Here is a 21,138-nt window from a genome sequence, read left to right as displayed (position 1 = left end):
ATACCTTTTTTTATCAATTTCAACTAGTTATGAGTGATTTGGCAAATGAAATTGTATTACGTCCCCGTTTTGAGGTTTCTTTAAGGGCGGATATTGAAGCATTGAAGTCTGCTTTTGACCAAAGTCAGCAGGATAAATTTCTAATAAAACGTTTGGATGAGCACATCTATATCCGATTTAAAAAGATGGATACTACCTTTTGGTCACCCCAGCTTCATTTGGAGCTCACCTCCTTTGAAAAAGGGGTAAGTAAGATTCATGGGGTATTTGGGCCTAATCCGACCTTATGGACATTTTTTATGTTCCTTCATTTTGGGGTAGGGACCTTGTTTATTATTCTCGGGGTTTTTGCCTATTCTAACTATTCCCTTGGGCATGATATTACCTTTTGGATGGTGGGTATGGTTTTCTTGACCTTGATTTGGTTTGCACTTTATGCTTTTGGACGGATGGGCCGTTCGAAAGGGCAACCTCAAATGAATCAGCTTAAAAATTACTTAAGGGAATTGATTCAAGATTATCAAAAACCATAAAGAAAAGGGTACGGCCTGATTGTTTAAATTCAACTGTTATATCCAAAGCGTTTCAGCTGACGCGAGCTACTTCTCCAATTTTTATTGACTTTTACGTAGAGTTCTATATGTACCTGTTTGTCAAAAAACTTTTCCAAATCCTTTCTCGATTCCACGCCAACTCTTTTTAAAGCACTTCCTTTATGACCAATAATGATTCCCTTTTGGGTGTCTCGTTCTACCATGATCACAGAACGGATTCTAATAATGTCCTTGTCTTCCAAAAACTCTTCCGTTTCAATTTCTACCGCATAGGGAATTTCTTTTTTATAGTGCAGCAATATTTTTTCCCGGATGGTTTCATTCACAAAAAAACGTTCTGGTTTATCTGTTAATTGATCTTTTGGATAATATGGTGGCGCTTCTGGAAGCAATTCCAAAATCCGCTCAAAAACCTCTTTCACATTAAAATTCTCCAGTGCAGAAATAGGGTGTATTTCAGCTGTGGGAAGTAACTCTTGCCAGTATTGTATTTGTTCTTCCAGTACTTGTTGCTCAGAAGTATCTATTTTGTTCAAAAGCAGTAGCACAGGAATTTTGCTGTTTACAATTCTTTTGAAAAATGCTTCATCTTTCAAGCCTTTTTCTCCAATTTCCACCATATAAAGCAACACATCAGCATCTTCAAAAGCCGATTTTACAAAGTCCATCATGGAAGTCTGGAGCTCATAGGCTGGTTTGATGATTCCAGGGGTATCTGAAAGAATAACCTGAAAATCATCTCCATTGACAATGCCCAAAATCCGATGTCTTGTGGTTTGCGCTTTGGAAGTGATGATAGAAAGTTTTTCACCTACAAAGGCATTCATCAAAGTAGATTTTCCAACATTGGGATTGCCAATAATATTTACAAAACCCGCTTTATGCTTTTTCATACTTCATTTTTGAAAAATATTTTTTCGCTGCCACATTCACTTTGGGAGAAAGATAAAGTACCGCTATCATATTTGGAATAACCATAAGGGCATAGGCCAAATCGATTAAATTAATGACCAAATCTACCGAAGCTACAGCTGCGAAGACTATGGTAGCTACAAAGTACCAGTTGTAGTACTTTCCAATTTTAGCATTGGTTAAAAAGGAAAGGCATTTTACTCCATAATAGGAATAGGTGAACAGGGTTGATAGCGCAAATGCAGAAACAATCACCATCAATAAAACATCACCATAACCAAAGAGTGACTTTTTAAAAGCAATTAAGGTCATTAAAATGCCATTACTTTCAGCTTCAAGATACGCTCCACTTAAAATGATAACAATTGCAGTTAAGGTGCAGACAACAATAGTATCTATAAAAGGACCCAACATAGCCACCAAACCTTCTTGAACCGGCTCATCTGTTTTGGATTGTCCATGGTACATGGGTGCACTACCCAAACCTGCTTCATTGGAAAACATTGCCCTACGCACCCCAAGAATTACCAAGCCCCAAAATCCTCCCTTCACCATAGTTTCAAAATTAAAGGCTTCGGAAAAAATCAATTTAAAGGAGGGTAAAATTTCTGAGGTATTTGTGGCCATAACTACCAAGACCGCCACAAAATAGACAAGTACCATAAATGGAACAATGGCCGAAGCTACTTTGGCAATTTTTTTAAGGCCTCCAAAAATAACAAAGGAGGTTATTATTGCTAAAACAATACCTATAATCAATTTCCAATTAAAATCCCCCAGTAATGCTAAACTCTCGTTTGGTTTTACCACATTCATAAAAGTCTGGGTAAACTGGTTTGCTGTAAATACGCCTAAAAACCCAAAGAGTCCTGCTATACAGAAAAAAGTAGCCAACGGTTTGGCTTGTTTACCCATTCCTTGTGTTATATAGAACATGGGGCCTCCTTGCAATTTCCCTTCAGAGTCTGTTCCGCGAAACATGATGGAAAGGCTACAGGAATAAAACTTGATGCACATGCCAATCAATGCGGTAACCCAAATCCAAAATACGACTCCCGGGCCACCCATGTATATGGCAATGGCCACACCTGAAATATTTCCGAGGCCCACAGTTGCAGCAACTGCCGCTGACAAAGCTTGCAGATGACTTACATCTCCTTTTGCATCTTCTTTATCGTGCTTGCCCGCCGTAATAGCGATTGCATGCCCAAAGTGTCGATAGGGTAAAAATTTAGATTGAAAAACAAGGAATAATCCCCCACCAATTAGCAAAATAAGCATTGCCCATTCGGTGTATGGCAACATAGCGGATAAAAAGTCATTAAAAGCTTCCATAAAGTAAAATCCGAATTTATGGATTTTATGTTTGACTGAGTTGAAACGGCTTGATGAATATTCACTTTAATTTGGAAATAATCAAAAAACGGTTGTATCTTTGCCGTCCACATCGCGGGATAGAGCAGTAGGTAGCTCGTCGGGCTCATAACCCGAAGGTCACAGGTTCGAGTCCTGTTCCCGCTACTAGAAAAGAAAAAGCTTCCGAGAAATCGGAAGCTTTTTTAATTTCTACCTAAAACTAATTTTATATAAAGTATGCCTGTGAAAATCTTTACTATATAAACATTGATTGACATGTATCAATCAATATTAGCATACTATCTTAGGTATTCTGTTGGTGATTTTTGTATCAAAGTAGCCTCGATTTATTCAATAGTCAAAGCTTCTACAATTACATGCATAATCTTACTCGCCGTCAAACCAATTTCCATCTTGTATTTTAGTTTTATTTTTGGAACAACTGAACCACATCGATAGGGAATTTAAATCAAAATACACTTCGGCAGGGTTCAGTATCGAGTTTCTATTTTGAATATTATTTCATTCGAACAAAAGCCAATGACCTGCAACTGGATAAAAAAATACCTGTTTGCGATAAGAGTGTAAAGTGAGCCCGAAGGGCGTTTCTTTGCTACGGTTTATTTGAATTTTTGTTTGATTTCACGATCTATCATTTTTTTACCTGCTTGTCTTTCTGAACTCTAAAATAACTTTTTATAGAACGGCCGTAAATGTTTAGCCCATCCATCGCTTACTGTCAGCATTCTTTTTTTACATCTTCTCATCGTTTTTTTGAACTTTTAATGCATTTGCTCTACTGGCCTCACTCCTTATTTTCGTCTATCAATTGCCTTAATTCTTTCCAATTTTTGTCCAAAAAATAGAAATTAGGCAGTTTAATTTTTGATTCCTTGCCATCTGAATGATAAAAAATTTGACCACGCTTTAACAAAGTAATATTTTTAAAATCAACATGTTTGGTTCCGTCATTCAGATAAATATAGTTTTCATCAAAAGACAATTCTGTAGGTTTATCAAATACTTTCTTTAAGATGAACAATACATAGATTAAGAAAATGGTAAAAAAAACAATTCCCGATGTTCTTTGAATCCAAATGCTGTAAATTAAGAATCCTACAATCACAGCCAAACCAAAACGTATACCTAAAAATTGTGCGTAATGCAATGTGGTATCAATTCGTTTCTTGATCACCCTTTATTTGAACTTTAATTTATCAATTTCATTGCTAGTTTCGACTTGAAATACCACATATGTACTTACCAATTAAAATCATTTATCAGCGCTTTCTTAAAAAGAACTTTGATGGTATCGTTGTTTGCCAAGTAAATATGGTGAATCTTATTCTCTCCCATAACTAACTCCCTGTGGTCTAAAAAGAGTAACTCCTTGTCAAGGTCTTCAGGGACTGATTGAAACGCATGGTTCTCTTCTTTTTTGGCAAATTTTATATACAATACGTTACGATCTTCCAGATTCATAATATTGATTGAGTAGTAGGGGTCTTGTGGCAAGGTGGCATTATACACAATCTTATCATTTTTTGGGGACCAATTAAGGGCAAAGGATTCTGGTTTGGTCAATTGTACAAGAGTGTCAACCTTCCCATTCACTACATTTTTTACCAACAACTGGGAATGTCCATTTCCTTTCTTAAAATAGGCTATTTTTTCTCCATCGGGCGATAATACCTGCTGTTGGTTAATTTCAAGATTTTTATATTGACCTATAGCCAAAAGTACGAGAATTGATACCATAAAAAACAGCAGAATTAGCTTTCTTTTCCTTACATATACCGGTATGTCATCTTTAGAAATCGCAACCTTTTTCACCTCTACTAACATTCGATACCCTTTTTTGGGAATCGTCTCGATAAATTTTGGTTCGGTACGTGAATCTCCAAATATTTTGCGCAGTTCCGAAATGGCTTTGTTCAGGGAATTTTCGGTTACCACAATACCTTTCCATACTTTATTATAAAGTTCCTCCTTTGTGACTACATTACCATTGGCCTCAATAAGAACTACCAGTACTTGAACTATTCTGTTCTGTGTTCTGATCCTTTTCTTCCCTTTGGCTATTTCAAGAGCCTCTGGGTCTATGGTCCAACCAGTAATCAAATACTTAATATTTTGTCCTCCCATGGGTAATCCAGATATATTTCAGAACCAACCTTTAGGGCATCTCATTAATTCAGAAAGAATTCAGAAAAACTTCCCCCAATCTAACTCTTTGGTTTCTAGTATTGTGGAATTAAAAGTAAACAAAGATGAAAAAAATGTTGATACGATTCTTGGTTCCTTGTCTGTTTCTGGTTTTGTCAACACCTTCCGTTGGACAATTATTTGAACGGCGAACTATTGAGGAAATATCTTTCAGTTCCCAAGTCCTTAAGGAGAAAAGGCCCATACTCATTTCCAAACCTACGTTGTATGAAGAAAGAAACGAAAGGTATTTTGTAGTATATGTTCTAGATGGGAACATGAATACCGGTTTTACTTCTGGAATTGCCGAACTTTTGTATCAAAGTGGTTTTCCAAGATTGTTGGTTATCGGGATTCCAAGTACATATCGCGATAGAGACCTAACTCCCACCGCCTATGGAGAAACCACGTCTGGTGGAGGAGCGGATAATTTTTTGCGTTTTCTTAAGGAGGAACTTATACCATATGTTGACGAAAACTATCGCACCCATGATTTTAAAGTTCTTATAGGACACTCATTTGGGGGTCTATTTGCTACACACACCTTATACACAGAACCTGGCCTTTTTAACGCGTATGTTGCAATAACACCTACCGTCGTTTACGACAACTTCTATTCTGGAAATAAATTGAGAAGATTTTTCCGCAATAAGAATACCTTACCGACATCGTTCTTTTTTTCAGTGGGAAATGAACTCAACCCCGAAGGAGATGCAGTATTTCATCTCAATGAATTATTCAAAAAAGAAGCCCCGTCCGATCTTAATTGGAAATTTGAATACTATCAAAAAGAAAACCATTCCACAACCCCTCTTATTGCAACATTAGATGGACTTCGTTTTATATTTCAAGATCTTGTTTTAGAAGATGAAATTGTCAAGATCAAAGGGCTTGAGTATTTGAAAACATATTATGCCAATTTGAAAAATAAATACAATATACCTATCAAAGTTCCTCAAAGGACATTAATGAACTATGGTTACTACCTTATGGAGAACAGTCGAAATGATGAGGCACTGGATGTATTTGGGTTTTATGCGGAGATACACCCTACAATCCCAGTGCCGTATGATGCAATGGCAGATATTTATATCAAAAACAACGACAAGGAGAAGGCTATTTTTTGCCTTGAGACATTATTAAAGATGAATCCTGGCTATGATTATGCAAAAAAAAGACTTGATAAGCTAAATGGAAATTGAGGTGTAAAGGTTCGGTGGAAAAAGTAAACCCATTGGTCCCATAAAAAGTGAATTAACGAGAATACTAAAAGAGACCAAGAATAGGACGCTCGAGAGAAAGATTATGTGTTCTTGGAAATCAGTTCTTTATTACGGCCTTTTTAAAATACATGATGGGCAAAAGCCATATTTCGTATAAATTTACATGTCACAGATTTGTGACATTTTAAATATTATCTGCATCTTTGCAACTATGTTGGTAACTACAAAATCCAGAATCATTGAATCAGCTATTGAAGTTTTCAATCAGGACTTTTCTGCACCACTACAAAAAGTAGCCAACAATGCGAAAATTACGCGAAGAACCTTACATCGCTATTTTAAGGATAGAGAAGAGCTTGTTGCAACCTGTGAGCGCGAAATGGAAGTAAGTTGCAAGAAGGCAATGATAGCAGCAATAAAGGGTTCTGACGTTCCATTGATTCAACTTGAAAATATGCTATACGCTGGCATTGATTGTGGTGCAAAGTATTCGTTTTTTTACAAGCTTCATCAGCAAGATGGTCATAAGCATAGTAAGAATAATAAGGATTGTGCTGACTATGATTTCATATATAACAGTTTTAGTAACATCGTTAAAGAGTTGCAGAAAACTGGTATTATCAATGAACAGATGACCGTTCAGTGGATTCAAAATTTACACACTGGAATCATTAATAGTACAGTAAATATGAATGACACAAGTAAATCATCAAAATCCAATATCAAAAATCTCGCTTGGAATTCATTTATAAAAGGAATTGCACCTTAAAAAAATTTAAATCTATATGTCTCAAAATTGTGACATATTCAATAAAAACTTTGAAACTCAATGATTGAAACCTTAGAAGAAAACTTAAAAAGTTGTTCCATAAATCCAATGGATTTAAAACACCTGAAAATAGAAGTCCTGAATTCCAAATATACAGTCGTACTTACTGATTTAAATGGTGATGGAATTCTCAAAGGGTATGGTGATTCCATAGAGGAAGCCATTAATGATTTACACCAAAGTTTACTCTGAGAACACAATGGGAAACCGAAGAAAATTTATAAAACAAAGTGTATTTGCGTCAGCGGTGGTAATGCTACCCTTGCCGTTATCTGCTTTTAAAAAATTAGATATTATGACAAAAGAAACAAGATTTGATGTGTTGATTATAGGTGGCAGCTATGCAGGTCTTTCTGCAGCAATGGCCTTGGGAAGGTCACTTAGAAATGTACTTATCATCGATGCGGGAAACCCTTGCAACGAGCAGACCCCACATTCCCATAACTTTATTACGCAAGATGGCGCTACCCCCGCATCTATTTCAGCCAAAGCAAAAGAACAGGTTTTGGAATATCCAACGGTACAATTTTTAAAGGATTTTGCGGTACAAGGAAAAAAAACGAAAGACGGTTTTGAGATCACAACGCAATCTGGTCAATCGTTTCAGGGAAGAAAACTTGTCTTCGCTACCGGTATAAAGGATATTCTCCCCCAAATAGATGGTTTTGCCGAATGCTGGGGAATCACTGTGGTACATTGTCCCTACTGCCACGGCTATGAGGTACGGAAAGTAAAAACTGGAATCCTCGCAAATGGGGATGGTGCTTTTGAAACAGCAAAACTGATTTCAAACTGGACGGACGAACTATCCATTTACACCAATGGAAAATCAGAATTGAATAAGGACCAGCTTAAGGAACTCAGCAAAAACAATATCGTTGTAATTGAAAAGCCAATCGCTTCTATTGAGCATACGGAAGGTCATATTGAAAAACTAAAATTTAAGGATGGTACTATGGAAACCCTAAAGGCACTTTATGCACGAGTACCTTTTAAACAGCATTCAGCTATTCCTGAAACATTGGGATGTGAACTAGACGAGAACGGGTATATCGAAGTGGATATGTTTCAAAAAACATCCGTTTCTGGCGTGTTTGCCTGTGGGGACAACACAACTTTTATACGTTCGGTTGCCCAAGCGGTATATGCTGGAAATCTTTCTGGAGGTGTTTCCAATATGGAAATGATACAGGAAGATTGGATAGATTCTTAACCACTACTTGCCTTGGTATACGGTATTAAATCATAATACCTCGAGAATTGAACTAAATACTACTATTTACTTGTAATTTCTCCAATAAGCTTTCCAAGTAATGTATTTAATTTCAAGGGATGCTCTAGCATAGGATAGTGGCAAGTACCTTCCATAGTATGTAATTCATAATTATCACCTAGATATTTTTTAAGACTCTCTTCGTTGGTAGGTACATAGTTCACGTGAATGGAATACAACTTTAATTTTAAGCCTTTTAAGAGTTCTACTTCGCGCTGTGGATAGCTAAAACCATACTTAAGTAAAGGAATGCCTATTTCGGGATTCATTTCTTTATAATCCGCCAATAATCTTGAAACAATCTCTGGGTCAGTTGCTTCGGTCAACAATACCTGTTTAGCGAATTGCTGACAAGTATTTTCAAAGTCAGCATTCAGTCCTTGTACCAATTGGTCAATGACCTGTTGGGGCAATTCAATCCCTACGTTTTTCATATGGTCGATTTCAATCAAACCAATAATACCGGTATCATTTACAGCAACGGTCTCGAGCATAACGTCCGAACCGAAAGAGTGTCCTATGAGTATTACATTTTGTAATGCCAACTCTTGAATGAACTTGCTAAAGTCCTTACCAAATCTTGGACCTGTCCAATCCCCTTTATTATAAGTAGATTTTCCGTGACCTGGTAAATCGACTGCTATAACGCGGTAGTTTTTTGAGAAATAGGATAATTGCGCGTTCCAATATTCCTTATTGATGAATGCGCCGTGAAGAAATAATAATGTTGTATTTCCTTTCTCATTGTCAAAATACGCCAAGCTTTCTCCATTGATATCGATTTTCTTTGTTTTATCCATAGTGAAAATATTTTTTGATGTTCCTTAGTTTTTGATTTTGAAGTTTGTGCATATGATTGCATAAAAATTATGGGGATTATTAGGTTCAGTAGGATTAGTTCCAATTTCATAATCTATTATTTTATGAATAAATATTCATTCTATAATTAATTTTTTTTACTTCTTTATTGCATCCCAACATATAGAGAACGATTCATCAATGGATTTTTCAGTGAGCTGCCCGCTACAATCGTTGACTATTTGGGTCGAAAAACTTCTTACAAAACCAATTATCAATGTGATGAGCATATCGCTGTTGGCATCCTTAATTAAATTTTCTGACTTCCCTTGTTCTAATATTTGTTTCAAGTAATTCTTAAATCCAATATCTATTTGTTTATTGGACTCTGATATGTATGGTGAGATGACGAATTGTTCTAAAAAAATTATCCTAAGATTGTTGTCAACCAAACGCTCTAGAGCAATTTTCCACATCTTGTACAGCTGAATATTTATTGCAAGGTGGCTAATATCATTGATAATAGCTGGGACACTCTCTTTCTGTAACTTGAAATATAAAGCGTTCAATAGTTCTTCTTTATTTTCAAAATAGATGTAAAGTGTGCCAGTTGCTATTGATGCTTCTTGCGCAATATTGGACATTTTCAAACCTGCAATTCCAACTTCTCCTGTAAGTCGAAGTGTCGCATCAAAAATTTGATTAAGACGTTTTGTTTTGGTGTCGGACATATATCAAAATTATGAATATTTATTCATAGTTGCAATTTTTCTATACAACTTGGTGCTAACATTTTAAAATGTTCTAATGTAAATGGTTCCGAAAAAAGCTTTCATAAAAAGGCCTTTTTTTAGCACTCAATTCAACTCAATTAACTTGAAGAGTTCTGACAAAAGATTCGACAATAGCATCTGGTGTATCTGTCACAGGAAAATGATAGCCATAGTCAGGTGGTTCCAAAGCCCCGATTTGAGAATCTAGCATTTCAATCTTCATGAAATGGCCTAATCGTTTTTCGATTCTGGACTTAAGGACTTCCTTTGAGCCATAAAGGTACACCCATTTTATATCTTCCAATTTAGAGTTCAATATGGCACGGTAAGATTCCTTGAGCGCTGAACAGGCCAATACGGTACCCTTATCAGAATTCCACTCCAAGAGCAAATTGCCCAGCTCCTCGAGCCATGGAAGTCTATCCGCATCGCTCAAAGGATTACCGTTTGCCATTTTGTCTTTGTTGGCCACGGAGTGATAGTCATCGGCATCATGGAAAGGGATGGATAATCTTTCGGCCAGCTTTCTCCCAATGGTCGTCTTGCCCGACCCGCTAACACCCATAACCACAATAATCATTTATTCATAGACAAATTCTTTCGCCACATAGACCCAGGCTTTTTTGCCCGATTGGAATTTCTCAAGTACCCTTTTGTAATTCCCGACCTCGTATTTATCGGTTTCCATTAGCTCTTCTTGGGTTATCTCATAAACATGACCTTTTACCCGATTATCAATATTATTTGTTTTGATGGCGATAGGATGGAATTTTAAGTTGCTCTTCAATAGTACCTCTTGATTCTTGATTTCTATCTCTCCGAGCGAATATCCTGAAAGGGCATCCTTGGTTCCCGTCAGCTTCCTTCCATAGGTCTCAAGCTGAACCTTTTCCATTTGTAGCGTACCATAGGAGAACAACAATTCAGTTTTGGGCTTCATGAAATACATTCCTTGGTCAATTGTTTTTTCCATCTAAAAAGTGAACGGCAATCAAGTACATGGCCTGGGTCCATAACAATGGGGTCGATACACGGATACCCCATTTCTCTATCCATTTCTGGGTCTTTTCCGGATGTAATGGAATTTCATAATTGTTTTCAGGAAAATACCCATTTTTATCTGCTTGGCCCTCGACCCAAACAAGCAGTTCTTCGGCCTCCTCAATCTCGCCTATTTCAATTTTGTGCCAAGCCAAAAAGGAATTGAGCAATGGCCAACGACCACCACCATAATATGAATCCTCTGGATACCTGTATAATCCCCCATCCTTTTTTAAATTGGATTCGATTGCCTCTATCGTTCTGGCCATCGCCGGAGCATCCCTGGGAATAACGTTGAATGGCACGGATAACCATATGTTGCTTGAGTCAATACCATATCCAGTAAGGAACTTTGGAAAAATCCCATCTGGGGTTATTGCTTTCAATATTTGGTATTGGACTTTTTCTGCCAATTGCTTGGCATCTCGATTACCGTACAATCGAGCTACAGAATTTAAGCCACCTGCCACACAGACGAGGGATGATGTATGTCTTCTGTAGTTGTGTTCCTCCCAACAATCGAAACAGGCAAAGGTCCATACGGTTTCAAGGTAAGAAACGGTAAGCCCAACAGAAGTCCGGACTTCCAACAAAAACTCTCGGTCACCTGTCATAGTAACGTATTCTTCCAAACACCATAACCACGCCCCATAGCAATCGATTTGAAAGTTGGGCCAATCACTTCTGTCGAGGCTACCATCAAGTTCAAAGCGAACGGCAAGAAATTCATTGGTTTCTATATGGTCACTTCCCAATGCCTTACGTTTTACGGCTTCAATATTATCTGAACAAGCCATTATGGTATTATGACACCACTGAAGGAATTTTTTACAGCTTCCGGCCTCACCATATAACAGCAAAGCATAGGCGCAATAACTGGCATCCCGTAAAAAGCAGTAGTTGAATTCCTTAAAATTGGGACTAGCGGGAAAAGAGCCGGAGCTATGCTGATGCTCCTTCAACAGTTCCAGACTTATATTGACCAGTTCAGGTCTAGTTTTTTCCATTCTTTTCTTGGGTTTTATGTTTATTTAATGTGATTGTTTTTCTGTAATTAATAAGGCTCTAAATTCCAGCTTTTGGCATTCGTATTCCTATTTCCGATTATCCAATTACTAATCAAGATTGTCTTATTTTATACTTTTAATGGAAATTTAGCGTATGAACAAGCCAAGATTGGAGGAAATAAGACCGCAACCGCAGTCATCATTTTATATGCTGCACCAAAAACGGCCTACCCCGAGATGTTTTGATTTTTGGCATTTTCACCCTGAATTTGAACTGGTATATGTGCCAAGGGGAAATGGGGTGAGATATATAGATACCAACATTAGTCATTTCCAGAATGGTGACCTTTTCATCATTGGCCCAAATATTCCCCACAACACCTTCTACTATGGCCGTACAACCGATGATAGCGAGCAATATATCATTCAGATAGGGCAGGAAAAGATTGAAAGGATAGCAGAAACCTTTAAGGAGTTTCGACAATTGAAAGAGCTTCTTACGGCAGCGGAGACCGGTATTTGTATCGAGCACGGATCAAAACATGATATCGGTTCCCTTATTTCAGAAATGATGAACCGTAAACCAGCTCTTAGGCTCTTAAAACTGTTTGAGATTCTAGGTGAAATTCAGCGTTCCCCCCATAAGATAAATTTAGGTGCGGGAAAATTGGTTGCATCTACCAAAGGGGACATGGAACGGATTCGAAAGGTTTTGGATATTATTAATGATGGTTATCAAAACCCGATAAGCACAAGAAGTGTCGCGAAAGAATTGTCCATGACGGAAACGTCTTTCTGTCGCTTTTTTGTTGGTACAACCGGGAAGACTTTCAAAACCATGTTAAATGAATTCAGGATTCAAAGAGCATGTAATTTACTCCTTAACACAAACCTTAAGGTGAATGTAATTTCAATCAGGGTTGGCTTCAACAGCATACCTCACTTCTATAAGTCATTCAATAATGTGATTGCAACTACTCCAACGCTCTATAGAAAGAAGAATTTGCGCAAAATGAGGGTCCCGTAAAAGGAACGTTTTTTGAGACACTTTTGCTCGAGTAAGCGCTTTTGATAATGGAGTCCTATTTCTGGTCTTTTTTAGTAGTTTCGTTAATTCACTTTTTACGGGACAATCTAATTACATTTAATTCAGCTTTTTATTGAACTTCTCACGAATGATGTGTTCGCTATTTCCATAAAGTCTATTTGCCAATACTAAATAAATAGTCTAGATTTTTACCTTTATTTAAACTTAACCTATATGATTTTTGGATACGTCAGGGTAAGCACCCAAGAGTAAAATTTGGATTTGCAACTGGATGCACTCCTCAAGGAAGGAATTACCTTCGTAATAACAAAAAAACAGAAAAACTAGGACTTTTAAGGTGTGATCGCGATAGGATTCGAACCAATACCGTCTGCTTTGAAGGCAGATATTAAATGGTTGTATTTATTTGATTATCAAATGCTTAACTTATATAATAAAAAATTATGCCGGAATTAAGTCGGAAATATCTGTGTCAATTTAATTCTTAAGAATATTCTAAAAAATAAAACAGTATTAATTTTGAGATTCCATAAGCTTATTGCTTATTTGATTTTTGTAAGACCTACTTGAAGTAATTTTTTGATCATTTGACATTATAAAATCAAACGTGTTATTGTTTAAGTACTTGTACTTCGTCACCTCATTAAGGTTGATGATTTGCGATCTATGAATTCGTAAAAAATTTGCAGGTAATTGTTGTTCAAGCAAATTTAAGGCAGCTCTGTAAAGGATATCCTTGTCCTTAGTATGGATAATGATATAGACAGATCGGGCTTCTAGATAAACAACTTCACTTATTTTAATCACCCGCTCCAAGCCCTTATCTTTTATTTTGAATTCAGTTAACTGCGGAGATTGCGATTTGTTGAAATCGTTGAACAAACGCATAATCCTATTATTGAAATTCGCCCGTTGTTTTAACTGAATGATACTTTTAGCACGGTTAATTACTTCAAAAAAACGCTTTTCATCAAAGGGTTTCAACAAGTAATTGAAAGCTTCTGTTTCGAAGGCTTTTAATGCATATTGGTTATACGCAGTAGTAAAAATTACAATAGAATTGGAGTTTTTCAAACTATCTGCTACGTCAATCCCTGATATTCCAGGCATCTGTATATCCAACAATATTATATCTGGTTTATGGGTGGAAATAAGTTCAAGCGCCTCGCGACCATTTTTACATTCCCCTAGAATTTCTATCTCTATATCCTTTTGCAAAAGACTGAGAATGTATCTTCTTGCATGAGGTTCATCATCAACGATAATAAGGGTTGCTTTCATTCTCGAGTACTTTTAAGCATGATATCTACCTTAAAAATAGTTTTGTTCTTAATAGTGGCGATACTTTGATTTTCGCCGTAGATTCCAATCAAGCGTTTTCTTAAGTTTTTTAAACCAACTTTGGTCGAATTATTACGTAGGCCATTATTTTCCAGCGGTGTTGTATTACTCATTGAAATTAATAATCTATCCTCATTTAATTTAGTAGATAATTTTATTATTCCTTTACCCACTAGTAATGAAATACCATGTTTAAAGGCATTTTCTGCCAAAGTTTGTAACATAAGTGACGGCACCATGAACTTTTTTGAATTTGAATCAATATTGAAATCTATGGTCAAGCGGTCATGAAAACGTTCTTGCTCTATATCCAAATAGTCTTTTAAGTACTCCAATTCTTCTTCTAAAGTTATTAATTGCTTGTCACTATGGTCCAATATTCTTCTCAGTAGATTGCTAATTTTAATTACCATATTCTTTGCTTTTTCATCATTATGGCCTATTAAAGTGTGCAAAGCATGAAGTGAATTAAATAAGAAATGTGGATTCAATTGAGCTCTTAAAGATTGTAGTTGCGACATGTGAAGTTGATTTTCAAGTTCTGCCACCTTTAATTTTCTACTTTGAGAGGTTCTAAAAAGATCAAGAATCTTTAAGAGCCCCAGTATTATTATAATATCCAAAAGTCTTTGCGAATATATTCGTGAGAAATACTCTAGAAACTGAGGGACTATCTCATTAAATTTCTTTGAACCTATTATCAATCTATAGATATAAAAGATAATATTGGATATAAAACTATGCGCAAGAGCTAATAGAAGCAAATTTATTACTACTGAGATAAGGTTTTTTAATACTGGTTTTTTGAATTCCTTTATGCTTAAAAACAATCCAAAAACCCAATCAAAAATTAAAGCCCATACAATGTAGTTTATATAAAATAGAATTATAAAAGTGATGTTCAGTACAATTTGACCATTCTCATTTGTTGTAGCTGATTGTATAGTGACAATTGTAGCAAACAAAAGAGCAATCAAATAAATATGTAATCTCCTTATTGGAGCTTTCTTCCTTCTAAAGAATTGCATCCTTGCAATTTAGGTATTAATTTTTTTTGAGTTCTGCTTCATTATTGTCATGCGCATCGAAAATTGCATTCTACATCTTTTTTGGGGATTTATACCATTAGAAAAAGCAAAAAAGCCAAGGTATTCACTCCTTGGCCTGTTTGCTAATTCAAATAATCACACTGTAAGACAAAGTCTAAGTGGGACTTTTTGCTAATGTATTTCCTAAGGTATTATAGATTAAAAAATATGTTGCGAATGAACAATTGATGTTGCGACAGGATTTAATTTTGGACACAACAGCTGATTTTACTTTTTCCCATCCAAGATAATCCTGCCTTCAAAACAGCTCGCAACAATAATTTCCAACGGCATCATAAATTACTTCTTCAAGGCTGCAAGCAGATACATTTGACCCAACTAACTTTAAAAAATGTTTTATGAAACAAAATTTAAAACTTCTGTATGTGGGGGCATTTTTGATGATGTTCACCAATTTTACCTACTCACAAGAAAGAGTAATTTCAGGTGCTGTTTCAGATGAGTCTGGTGAACCACTGCCTGGAGCAAACGTTGTTGTTAAAGGTACCACCAACGGTACCCAAACAGATTTTGATGGGAACTATACTATTAACGCTGACACTGGGGATATACTAGTTTTCAGTTATATCGGTTTTACCGAGCAAGAAATATCAGTTGGGAGTTCAAATACTATCAATGCTTCCTTGAATTTTGGTAATGCGCTGGATGAAGTTGTTGTAACGGCCCAAGGTATCGAGGCTACACCACGCTCTTTAAGTTATTCCGTTCAAAGTGTTGGTTCGGATGACGTGACCAAGTCCCAAGAAACCAACTTGGTTTCGGCCTTAAGCGCAAAAGCTGCCGGGGTTCAGGTTACTACTTCTTCCGGTTCTGTGGGGGCATCCGCAAATATTCGGATAAGAGGTAATACATCTATTACGAGATCAAATTCTCCACTATTTGTAGTTGATGGAGTGCCCATAGATAACTCTTCCTTTTCTGAAGATCCAACACAGTCATTCAACAATTCCAGCTTGGGAGGGTCAGATTTCTCAAATAGGGCAGTAGACCTAAACTCGAGTGATATTGAATCTATAAATATCTTGAAAGGGGTAGCAGCTCAAACTTTATATGGTTTACGTGCAGCTAACGGGGTAATACTTGTTACCACCAAAAAAGGTAGTGCAGGAAAAACCAGATATACTTTTTCCACTTCCACCTCTTTGTCAGAATTCAATAAGGTACCTAGATTACAAAGAGAATACGCCCAGGGTCGTCATAATCCAGATGGTAGCGGGTTACAATGGAGAGGGCCTGAAACTTTTGAAGGCGATTCATGGGGTCCACGGGTAGCAGATCTGGAATATGACGGAGACGCAACATACCCCTTTGATCCTAGAGGTCGATTGGTTCCTGCAGGCACAGGCAATGGACAGCAAGCTAGAACCTTTGATCATTATGATTTCTTTAAAGTAGGACAGCGTACAGACATCAATTTTGGTGTAAGTGGAGGGAACGAAAAAGTAAATTATCGATTCAACGTTGGGAGATTGCACCAAAAAGGTATAGCACCTAATGAATTGTTTGATAGGCAAACGTATAGGTTGGACGTCAAAGCCCAACTTAACGATAAACTAGCCTTGGATGCTTCCGGTCAATATACCAATTCTGGAGGTAATAGAGTACAAAGAGGTTCAAATATTTCTGGTATCATGTTAGGCCTATTAAGAACAACTCCCACTTTTGACAATGGAAATGGTTTGACAGGACAAGCTGGAGCGGATAATGAATCTTCTTATTTTTATGACATTCCAGGAGCGGAGCTTCCAGGACATCGAAGTTATAGGAATGGGATTTACAACAATCCCTATTTCACGGTTGCTAGAAACACCAATCTGGATGACGTTAACCGATTTATAGGTAAAGTAGGTTTGTCATATGACTTCAGGGATTGGTTGTCCATAAAATCAACCGTTTCCATTGACAGATATACGGATACTAGAAAAATAGGTTTCGATATTATCGATGCCAGTTTTGGTAACGGCAGGGTTATCAACGACGTAATTGCCAATCAAGATATTAACTGGAATGTTCTAGCTAATATTAATTATGATTTTAATGAAAAACTTAGTTTAACCGGGGCAATAGGTTATGATGGGTTTTACACAAAAAGTAATCGACAAACTGTTATAGGAGATGGATTAACAATTCCTGGGTTTTTTAATTTAAGCAACGTTAGTACGACGCAAGCCCAAGAATTATCGCAAACTCCCAAGAAGTTGATCGGTGCCTTCGCAACAGGCACAGTGGGCTATAACAATATGTTGTTTTTTACACCTTCCTTTAGAAATGACTGGTCCTCAACCTTACCAGTAGGGAACAATACCTTCCAATCTTTTTCTTTTGGGGGAAGCTTTGTCTTTTCTGAATTGCTAAAAGAAGATTCAGTCGTTAATTATGGAAAACTAAGAGCTTCTTGGGGTAAGCAGGGTAACGATGCACCTGTATTCTCAACCATTACAAACTTTGCAAGTACTTTTGTGAGTGGTGACGGGTTTATTCAAAGTGTTACCTTCCCAGCTTACGATAGTACTTCATTTGAGAGATCATCCCAGGCAGGAAATCCATTTATAGAACCGGAAGAAACTACTGAATTTGAAATTGGCCTAGAACTAGGCTTGTTTCAGAATCGTGTAAAATTGGATTTTACATACTATGATAAAGAAACAGATGGTCAAATCATACCAGTAAATACTGCTTCGTCTTCTGGTTTTCTTACGAGAATTGCGAATGCTGGACTAGTAACAAATGAAGGTTTCGAAGTCGCTTTAGGTATAGTCCCGATTCAATCTGCAAATTTTACGTGGAATCTTGATGTGAACTGGACAACTTATGAAAATACCGTTGAGGAATTAGTTGAAGGAGTACAATCCATTACTTTAAATGGATTTGCGGGCACTAGTTCCAGGGCGGTAGTGGGAGAACCCTATGGAGCATTATTTGGCACTCGCTTTTTGCGCAATGATAATGGCGATGTCCTAATTGATGATAATGGTTATCCGTTAGCTGATCCTACGCAAGGAGTAGTAGGAGACCCCATACCTGATTGGACTGCCGGCATCAACAATTCTTTTAGATATAAAAACATCACTTTAACAGCTTTGCTGGATATAAGAGAGGGAGGCGATGTTTGGTGTGGTACCTGTGGCATATTGAACTACTTCGGAGTGTCAGAGTTGACATTGAACAGGGACCAAACTACTGTTTTTCCAGGTGTAGTTCAATCCACTGGCCAGGTTAACAATCAAGTTGTAGCGATATCAGATCCAACTATTAGTGAAAACAATAATTTTTATCGACGATATGGCTTCGGTGGACTTTCGGAAAGTGCCGTATTTGACTCATCCTGGATACGTTTAAGAGAGGTCTCGTTGACCTATAATTTTCCAGATAAAATATTGAATAAGACGTTTCTGGAAGGGTTGTCAATTTCTGTTCATGGTAGGAACTTATGGCTAGAGACTGATTATCCAGGATTGGATCCGGAAACCAACCTAACCGGAGATACTAATGGGTTTGGTTTGGAATACTTTAACCAACCTAATACAAAAAGCTACGGTCTTGATGTAAAACTTAACTTTTAGAAGAATATGAAAACAATTAAAAAAATATCATCAATAGTTTTATTTTTCTCAGTCTTTTTCTCTTGTGAAATAACTGATATAAACGTTGACCCGGATAATCCTTCTGCAGAAAGTATAAATGCTGGGGCGATCTATCCCGGTATGATTGCTCAAACACATAGAAATTTGGTCGCTCTTGGTGGTAGGTCCGCTGGAATCATAATTCAACATTTTGAAGGATTGGATGCGCAACAGATTGCCATTGGCCAGTATAATATTCCTGAGGGTGGCGTAGCCGGTTTATGGGATACTGGTCTATACGGTGCAGGATCTATGCGGGACTGTTTTGTAATAATTGACAATAGTTCTGGCGAAATTAGTGCTTTGGCTAAATTATACATGGCTGCAAACTTAGGCGTAGCAACTAGTTCTTGGGGAGATGTTCCATTTTCAGAAGCTTTTATTGGAGACCAAGGAAATTTAATCCCTGTATACGATCAACAATCCAATTTATATGATGCTATCCAACGATTGTTGGATGAATCAATAAACGAGGGAGTTAGTGCCGGTGTAGGTGCCTTTGCGGGTGCTGGTTCAGCAGATAACGTAAACTGGGAAGGGGTAGCTCACGCTTTAAAAGCTAGATACTATATGCATCTTACATCAGTTAACGGGGTATCAGCCGCTCAAAACGCCTTGCAGGAAGCGCAACAAGCTTTTACAAGTACTGCCGAACAACCAGATTTTATATACAGTTCGCCTGCTCAAAATGCAAATCCATTGGCCTTATTTGATAATGATAGACCAAGTACTATGGGATTTTCACCGACATTAAGTGCTATGATGGTGGGCGATCCTAGATTACCCCTATATACAACGGACGGTGAATCATTTGCTGGTTTGGCAGGACTCTTTTGGGGACAATTTTCGTCGCCCACGCCATTGATTTCTTATTGGGAAGTGAAATTTATAGAGGCTGAAGCCATTGTTAGAACTGGAGGTGCTGATGCTGATGCTTTACAAGCATTGCGAGATGCTGTTGAAGCCAATATGCTATATATTGGGGTGTCGCAAACCGATGCGGATTCATACACCAGTAGTTTAGCTATTTCAGGCACTGAATCTGAAAAAATAGAAACCATAATAGAAGAAAAGTATAAATCTCTATACGGTAATGCCCCATTTGAATCTTGGGTAGATTACAGGCGTACAGGGTATCCTGATTTAGTGCCAAATCCCGACGCTGTACCGAGCGTAAACCCAACCGGGGTTATTCCAAGAAGGTATTTATATCCACTTACTGAAAGACAGACAAACACAGCTAACTATGAGGCCGCAATATCATCACAGGGGGGGCATTTATTAGATGATGATTTGTGGGCTTTTCCAAGCAATTGATTTTACATTAGTAAATAGTTGATTTGAGTTAGAACAACCACCTGATTAATATCAATTGGGTGGTTTTGTTATAGTATTATTAGCATAATGAATAACCTTCCAAGGAATGCAAGATTTGGTAAAGCAGCTCATGAAGGCCATTGGTGATAAAGAGGTCTGGAAAAATGCAAAAGGATGTTATATGCTGGCAATAGCTCACCAAAGAAATCTAGAATTGCCTATGGTCAGGAGTTTTTGGATAGACTTCGAAGAACCTAGGATTAAGATTCAAACTAGAAGCAACCAGAAGAATAGCACCAAAGTTTTAAATAGAACGAATGGATGGACTATTGAGAAAGGTGTTTCTTCATTTTGGGATGAAAAAACAGTCAATGATTATCATTTGTTTTGGCAAGGTATCCCAACTCGAATTTTTCATTTGTTATCTAGGAAAGAACGAAATCTATCTTATGAAATGGAGTCTAACAAAATCCATTTTTCTTTCAAAGGCAATTCAATATTTTGGATTGCTTTAGATCACGGTGGCAATCCCAGTGCACATGGAAATTCTAATCCTAAAAGTAAAACGTATTTTCTTGGTGAAATGACAAGTTACCGCAAAATAAATTTATGGAAAGAGGCTGTGGAGCAAGGAGGCAAACAGCGCATTGAACTGATTGATTATCAACTCTTAAATGACATGTCCCATATCTCGTACGACCCTCTCTCTCCAATCATTTGAAACAACCT

The 21,138-nt window shown here is 37.2% G+C and carries 20 protein-coding genes and 1 tRNA gene; 10 read left to right on the top strand and 11 right to left on the bottom strand.

Annotated features, from left to right (window positions below):
* The first annotated feature begins 29 nt into the window (after nt 1–29).
* Nucleotides 30–533, top strand: coding sequence for a GTP-binding protein (locus tag FVB32_RS08535; RefSeq protein WP_147743237.1), 504 nt, complete (start codon nt 30–32; stop codon nt 531–533).
* 29 nt (nt 534–562) lie between these two features.
* Here FVB32_RS08535 and era read toward each other — a convergent pair whose 3' ends face one another.
* Together era and FVB32_RS08525 are read right to left on the bottom strand one after the other, a co-directional pair.
* The gene (gene era, locus FVB32_RS08530; RefSeq protein ID WP_147743235.1) at nt 563–1,447 is read right to left on the bottom strand and encodes a GTPase Era; all 885 of its coding nucleotides are present in this window, start codon (nt 1,445–1,447) and stop codon (nt 563–565) included.
* A complete protein-coding gene (locus FVB32_RS08525) occupies nt 1,434–2,801 on the bottom strand; it encodes an alanine/glycine:cation symporter family protein (RefSeq protein ID WP_147743233.1) in 1,368 nt (455 codons plus the stop codon). The genes era and FVB32_RS08525 overlap by 14 nt, the downstream gene beginning before the upstream one ends.
* Nucleotides 2,802–2,914: 113 nt before the next feature.
* On the opposite strand from FVB32_RS08525, the gene FVB32_RS08520 reads away from it, so the two are divergent.
* A tRNA-Met gene (locus tag FVB32_RS08520) sits at nt 2,915–2,987 on the top strand.
* A gap of 640 nt (nt 2,988–3,627) precedes the next feature.
* Here the strand turns inward: FVB32_RS08520 and FVB32_RS08515 are convergent.
* Nucleotides 3,628–4,017, bottom strand: coding sequence for a hypothetical protein (locus FVB32_RS08515; protein ID WP_147743231.1), 390 nt, complete (start codon nt 4,015–4,017; stop codon nt 3,628–3,630).
* A 65-nt stretch (nt 4,018–4,082) separates the two neighbouring features.
* On the bottom strand, nt 4,083–4,967 hold the full coding sequence (locus tag FVB32_RS08510) for a winged helix-turn-helix domain-containing protein (RefSeq protein WP_147743229.1): 885 nt from the start codon (nt 4,965–4,967) through the stop codon (nt 4,083–4,085).
* Nucleotides 4,968–5,092: 125 nt separating this feature from the next.
* On the opposite strand from FVB32_RS08510, the gene FVB32_RS08505 reads away from it, so the two are divergent.
* The 4 genes from FVB32_RS08505 (at nt 5,093) to FVB32_RS08490 (ending at nt 8,292) form a co-directional block, all read left to right on the top strand.
* Complete coding sequence (locus FVB32_RS08505) at nt 5,093–6,229, top strand: alpha/beta hydrolase-fold protein (protein WP_147743227.1); 1,137 nt, start codon at nt 5,093–5,095, stop codon at nt 6,227–6,229.
* Between the two features lie 184 nt (nt 6,230–6,413).
* Nucleotides 6,414–7,019: a TetR/AcrR family transcriptional regulator gene (locus tag FVB32_RS08500; RefSeq protein WP_246139848.1), complete on the top strand. Its 606-nt coding sequence runs from the start codon at nt 6,414–6,416 to the stop codon at nt 7,017–7,019.
* 60 nt (nt 7,020–7,079) lie between these two features.
* Nucleotides 7,080–7,271 carry a hypothetical protein gene (locus FVB32_RS08495; RefSeq protein WP_147743225.1) on the top strand — a complete coding sequence of 64 codons (192 nt, stop codon included), beginning with the start codon at nt 7,080–7,082 and terminating at the stop codon, nt 7,269–7,271.
* Between the two features lie 103 nt (nt 7,272–7,374).
* Entirely contained in the window at nt 7,375–8,292 is a 918-nt protein-coding gene (locus FVB32_RS08490; RefSeq protein ID WP_147743223.1) for an NAD(P)/FAD-dependent oxidoreductase, read from the top strand.
* A 62-nt stretch (nt 8,293–8,354) separates the two neighbouring features.
* Here FVB32_RS08490 and FVB32_RS08485 read toward each other — a convergent pair whose 3' ends face one another.
* The 5 genes from FVB32_RS08485 to FVB32_RS08465 all read right to left on the bottom strand — a co-directional run bounded on the left by FVB32_RS08485 (nt 8,355) and on the right by FVB32_RS08465 (nt 11,971).
* Nucleotides 8,355–9,152: an alpha/beta fold hydrolase gene (locus tag FVB32_RS08485; RefSeq protein WP_147743221.1), complete on the bottom strand. Its 798-nt coding sequence runs from the start codon at nt 9,150–9,152 to the stop codon at nt 8,355–8,357.
* A 156-nt stretch (nt 9,153–9,308) separates the two neighbouring features.
* Nucleotides 9,309–9,881, bottom strand: coding sequence for a TetR/AcrR family transcriptional regulator (locus tag FVB32_RS08480; RefSeq protein ID WP_147743218.1), 573 nt, complete (start codon nt 9,879–9,881; stop codon nt 9,309–9,311).
* A gap of 136 nt (nt 9,882–10,017) precedes the next feature.
* Nucleotides 10,018–10,503, bottom strand: coding sequence for a gluconokinase (locus FVB32_RS08475; RefSeq protein WP_147743215.1), 486 nt, complete (start codon nt 10,501–10,503; stop codon nt 10,018–10,020).
* A complete protein-coding gene (locus FVB32_RS08470) occupies nt 10,504–10,863 on the bottom strand; it encodes a gamma-glutamylcyclotransferase family protein (protein WP_147743212.1) in 360 nt (119 codons plus the stop codon).
* 16 nt (nt 10,864–10,879) lie between these two features.
* On the bottom strand, nt 10,880–11,971 hold the full coding sequence (locus tag FVB32_RS08465; RefSeq protein ID WP_147743207.1) for a glycoside hydrolase family 15 protein: 1,092 nt from the start codon (nt 11,969–11,971) through the stop codon (nt 10,880–10,882).
* 154 nt (nt 11,972–12,125) lie between these two features.
* Between FVB32_RS08465 and FVB32_RS08460 the strand changes: the two genes are divergently transcribed.
* Nucleotides 12,126–12,998, top strand: coding sequence for an AraC family transcriptional regulator (locus tag FVB32_RS08460; protein WP_147743204.1), 873 nt, complete (start codon nt 12,126–12,128; stop codon nt 12,996–12,998).
* A gap of 534 nt (nt 12,999–13,532) precedes the next feature.
* Here FVB32_RS08460 and FVB32_RS08455 read toward each other — a convergent pair.
* Nucleotides 13,533–14,300 carry a LytR/AlgR family response regulator transcription factor gene (locus FVB32_RS08455; protein ID WP_147743200.1) on the bottom strand — a complete coding sequence of 256 codons (768 nt, stop codon included), beginning with the start codon at nt 14,298–14,300 and terminating at the stop codon, nt 13,533–13,535.
* Nucleotides 14,297–15,388, bottom strand: coding sequence for a sensor histidine kinase (locus FVB32_RS08450; protein ID WP_147743197.1), 1,092 nt, complete (start codon nt 15,386–15,388; stop codon nt 14,297–14,299). The genes FVB32_RS08455 and FVB32_RS08450 overlap by 4 nt, the downstream gene beginning before the upstream one ends.
* A gap of 419 nt (nt 15,389–15,807) precedes the next feature.
* Here FVB32_RS08450 and FVB32_RS08445 point away from each other — a divergent pair, with 419 nt between their 5' ends.
* The 3 genes from FVB32_RS08445 to FVB32_RS08435 all read left to right on the top strand — a co-directional run bounded on the left by FVB32_RS08445 (nt 15,808) and on the right by FVB32_RS08435 (nt 21,130).
* Nucleotides 15,808–19,032 (top strand): SusC/RagA family TonB-linked outer membrane protein, encoded by a 3,225-nt coding sequence (locus FVB32_RS08445; RefSeq protein ID WP_147743194.1) that lies wholly within the window; start codon nt 15,808–15,810, stop codon nt 19,030–19,032.
* Nucleotides 19,033–19,038: 6 nt separating this feature from the next.
* The gene (locus FVB32_RS08440; protein WP_147743192.1) at nt 19,039–20,409 is read left to right on the top strand and encodes a SusD/RagB family nutrient-binding outer membrane lipoprotein; all 1,371 of its coding nucleotides are present in this window, start codon (nt 19,039–19,041) and stop codon (nt 20,407–20,409) included.
* Nucleotides 20,410–20,515: 106 nt separating this feature from the next.
* Nucleotides 20,516–21,130, top strand: coding sequence for a hypothetical protein (locus tag FVB32_RS08435; RefSeq protein ID WP_147743189.1), 615 nt, complete (start codon nt 20,516–20,518; stop codon nt 21,128–21,130).
* Nucleotides 21,131–21,138: the final 8 nt, after the last annotated feature.

This window comes from Flagellimonas hymeniacidonis, from assembly GCF_008040165.1.
GTDB lineage: Bacteria > Bacteroidota > Bacteroidia > Flavobacteriales > Flavobacteriaceae > Flagellimonas > Flagellimonas hymeniacidonis.
The sequence above is the reverse complement of the archived record's forward strand: the minus strand, read 5'-3'. Positions and strand labels throughout refer to the sequence as shown.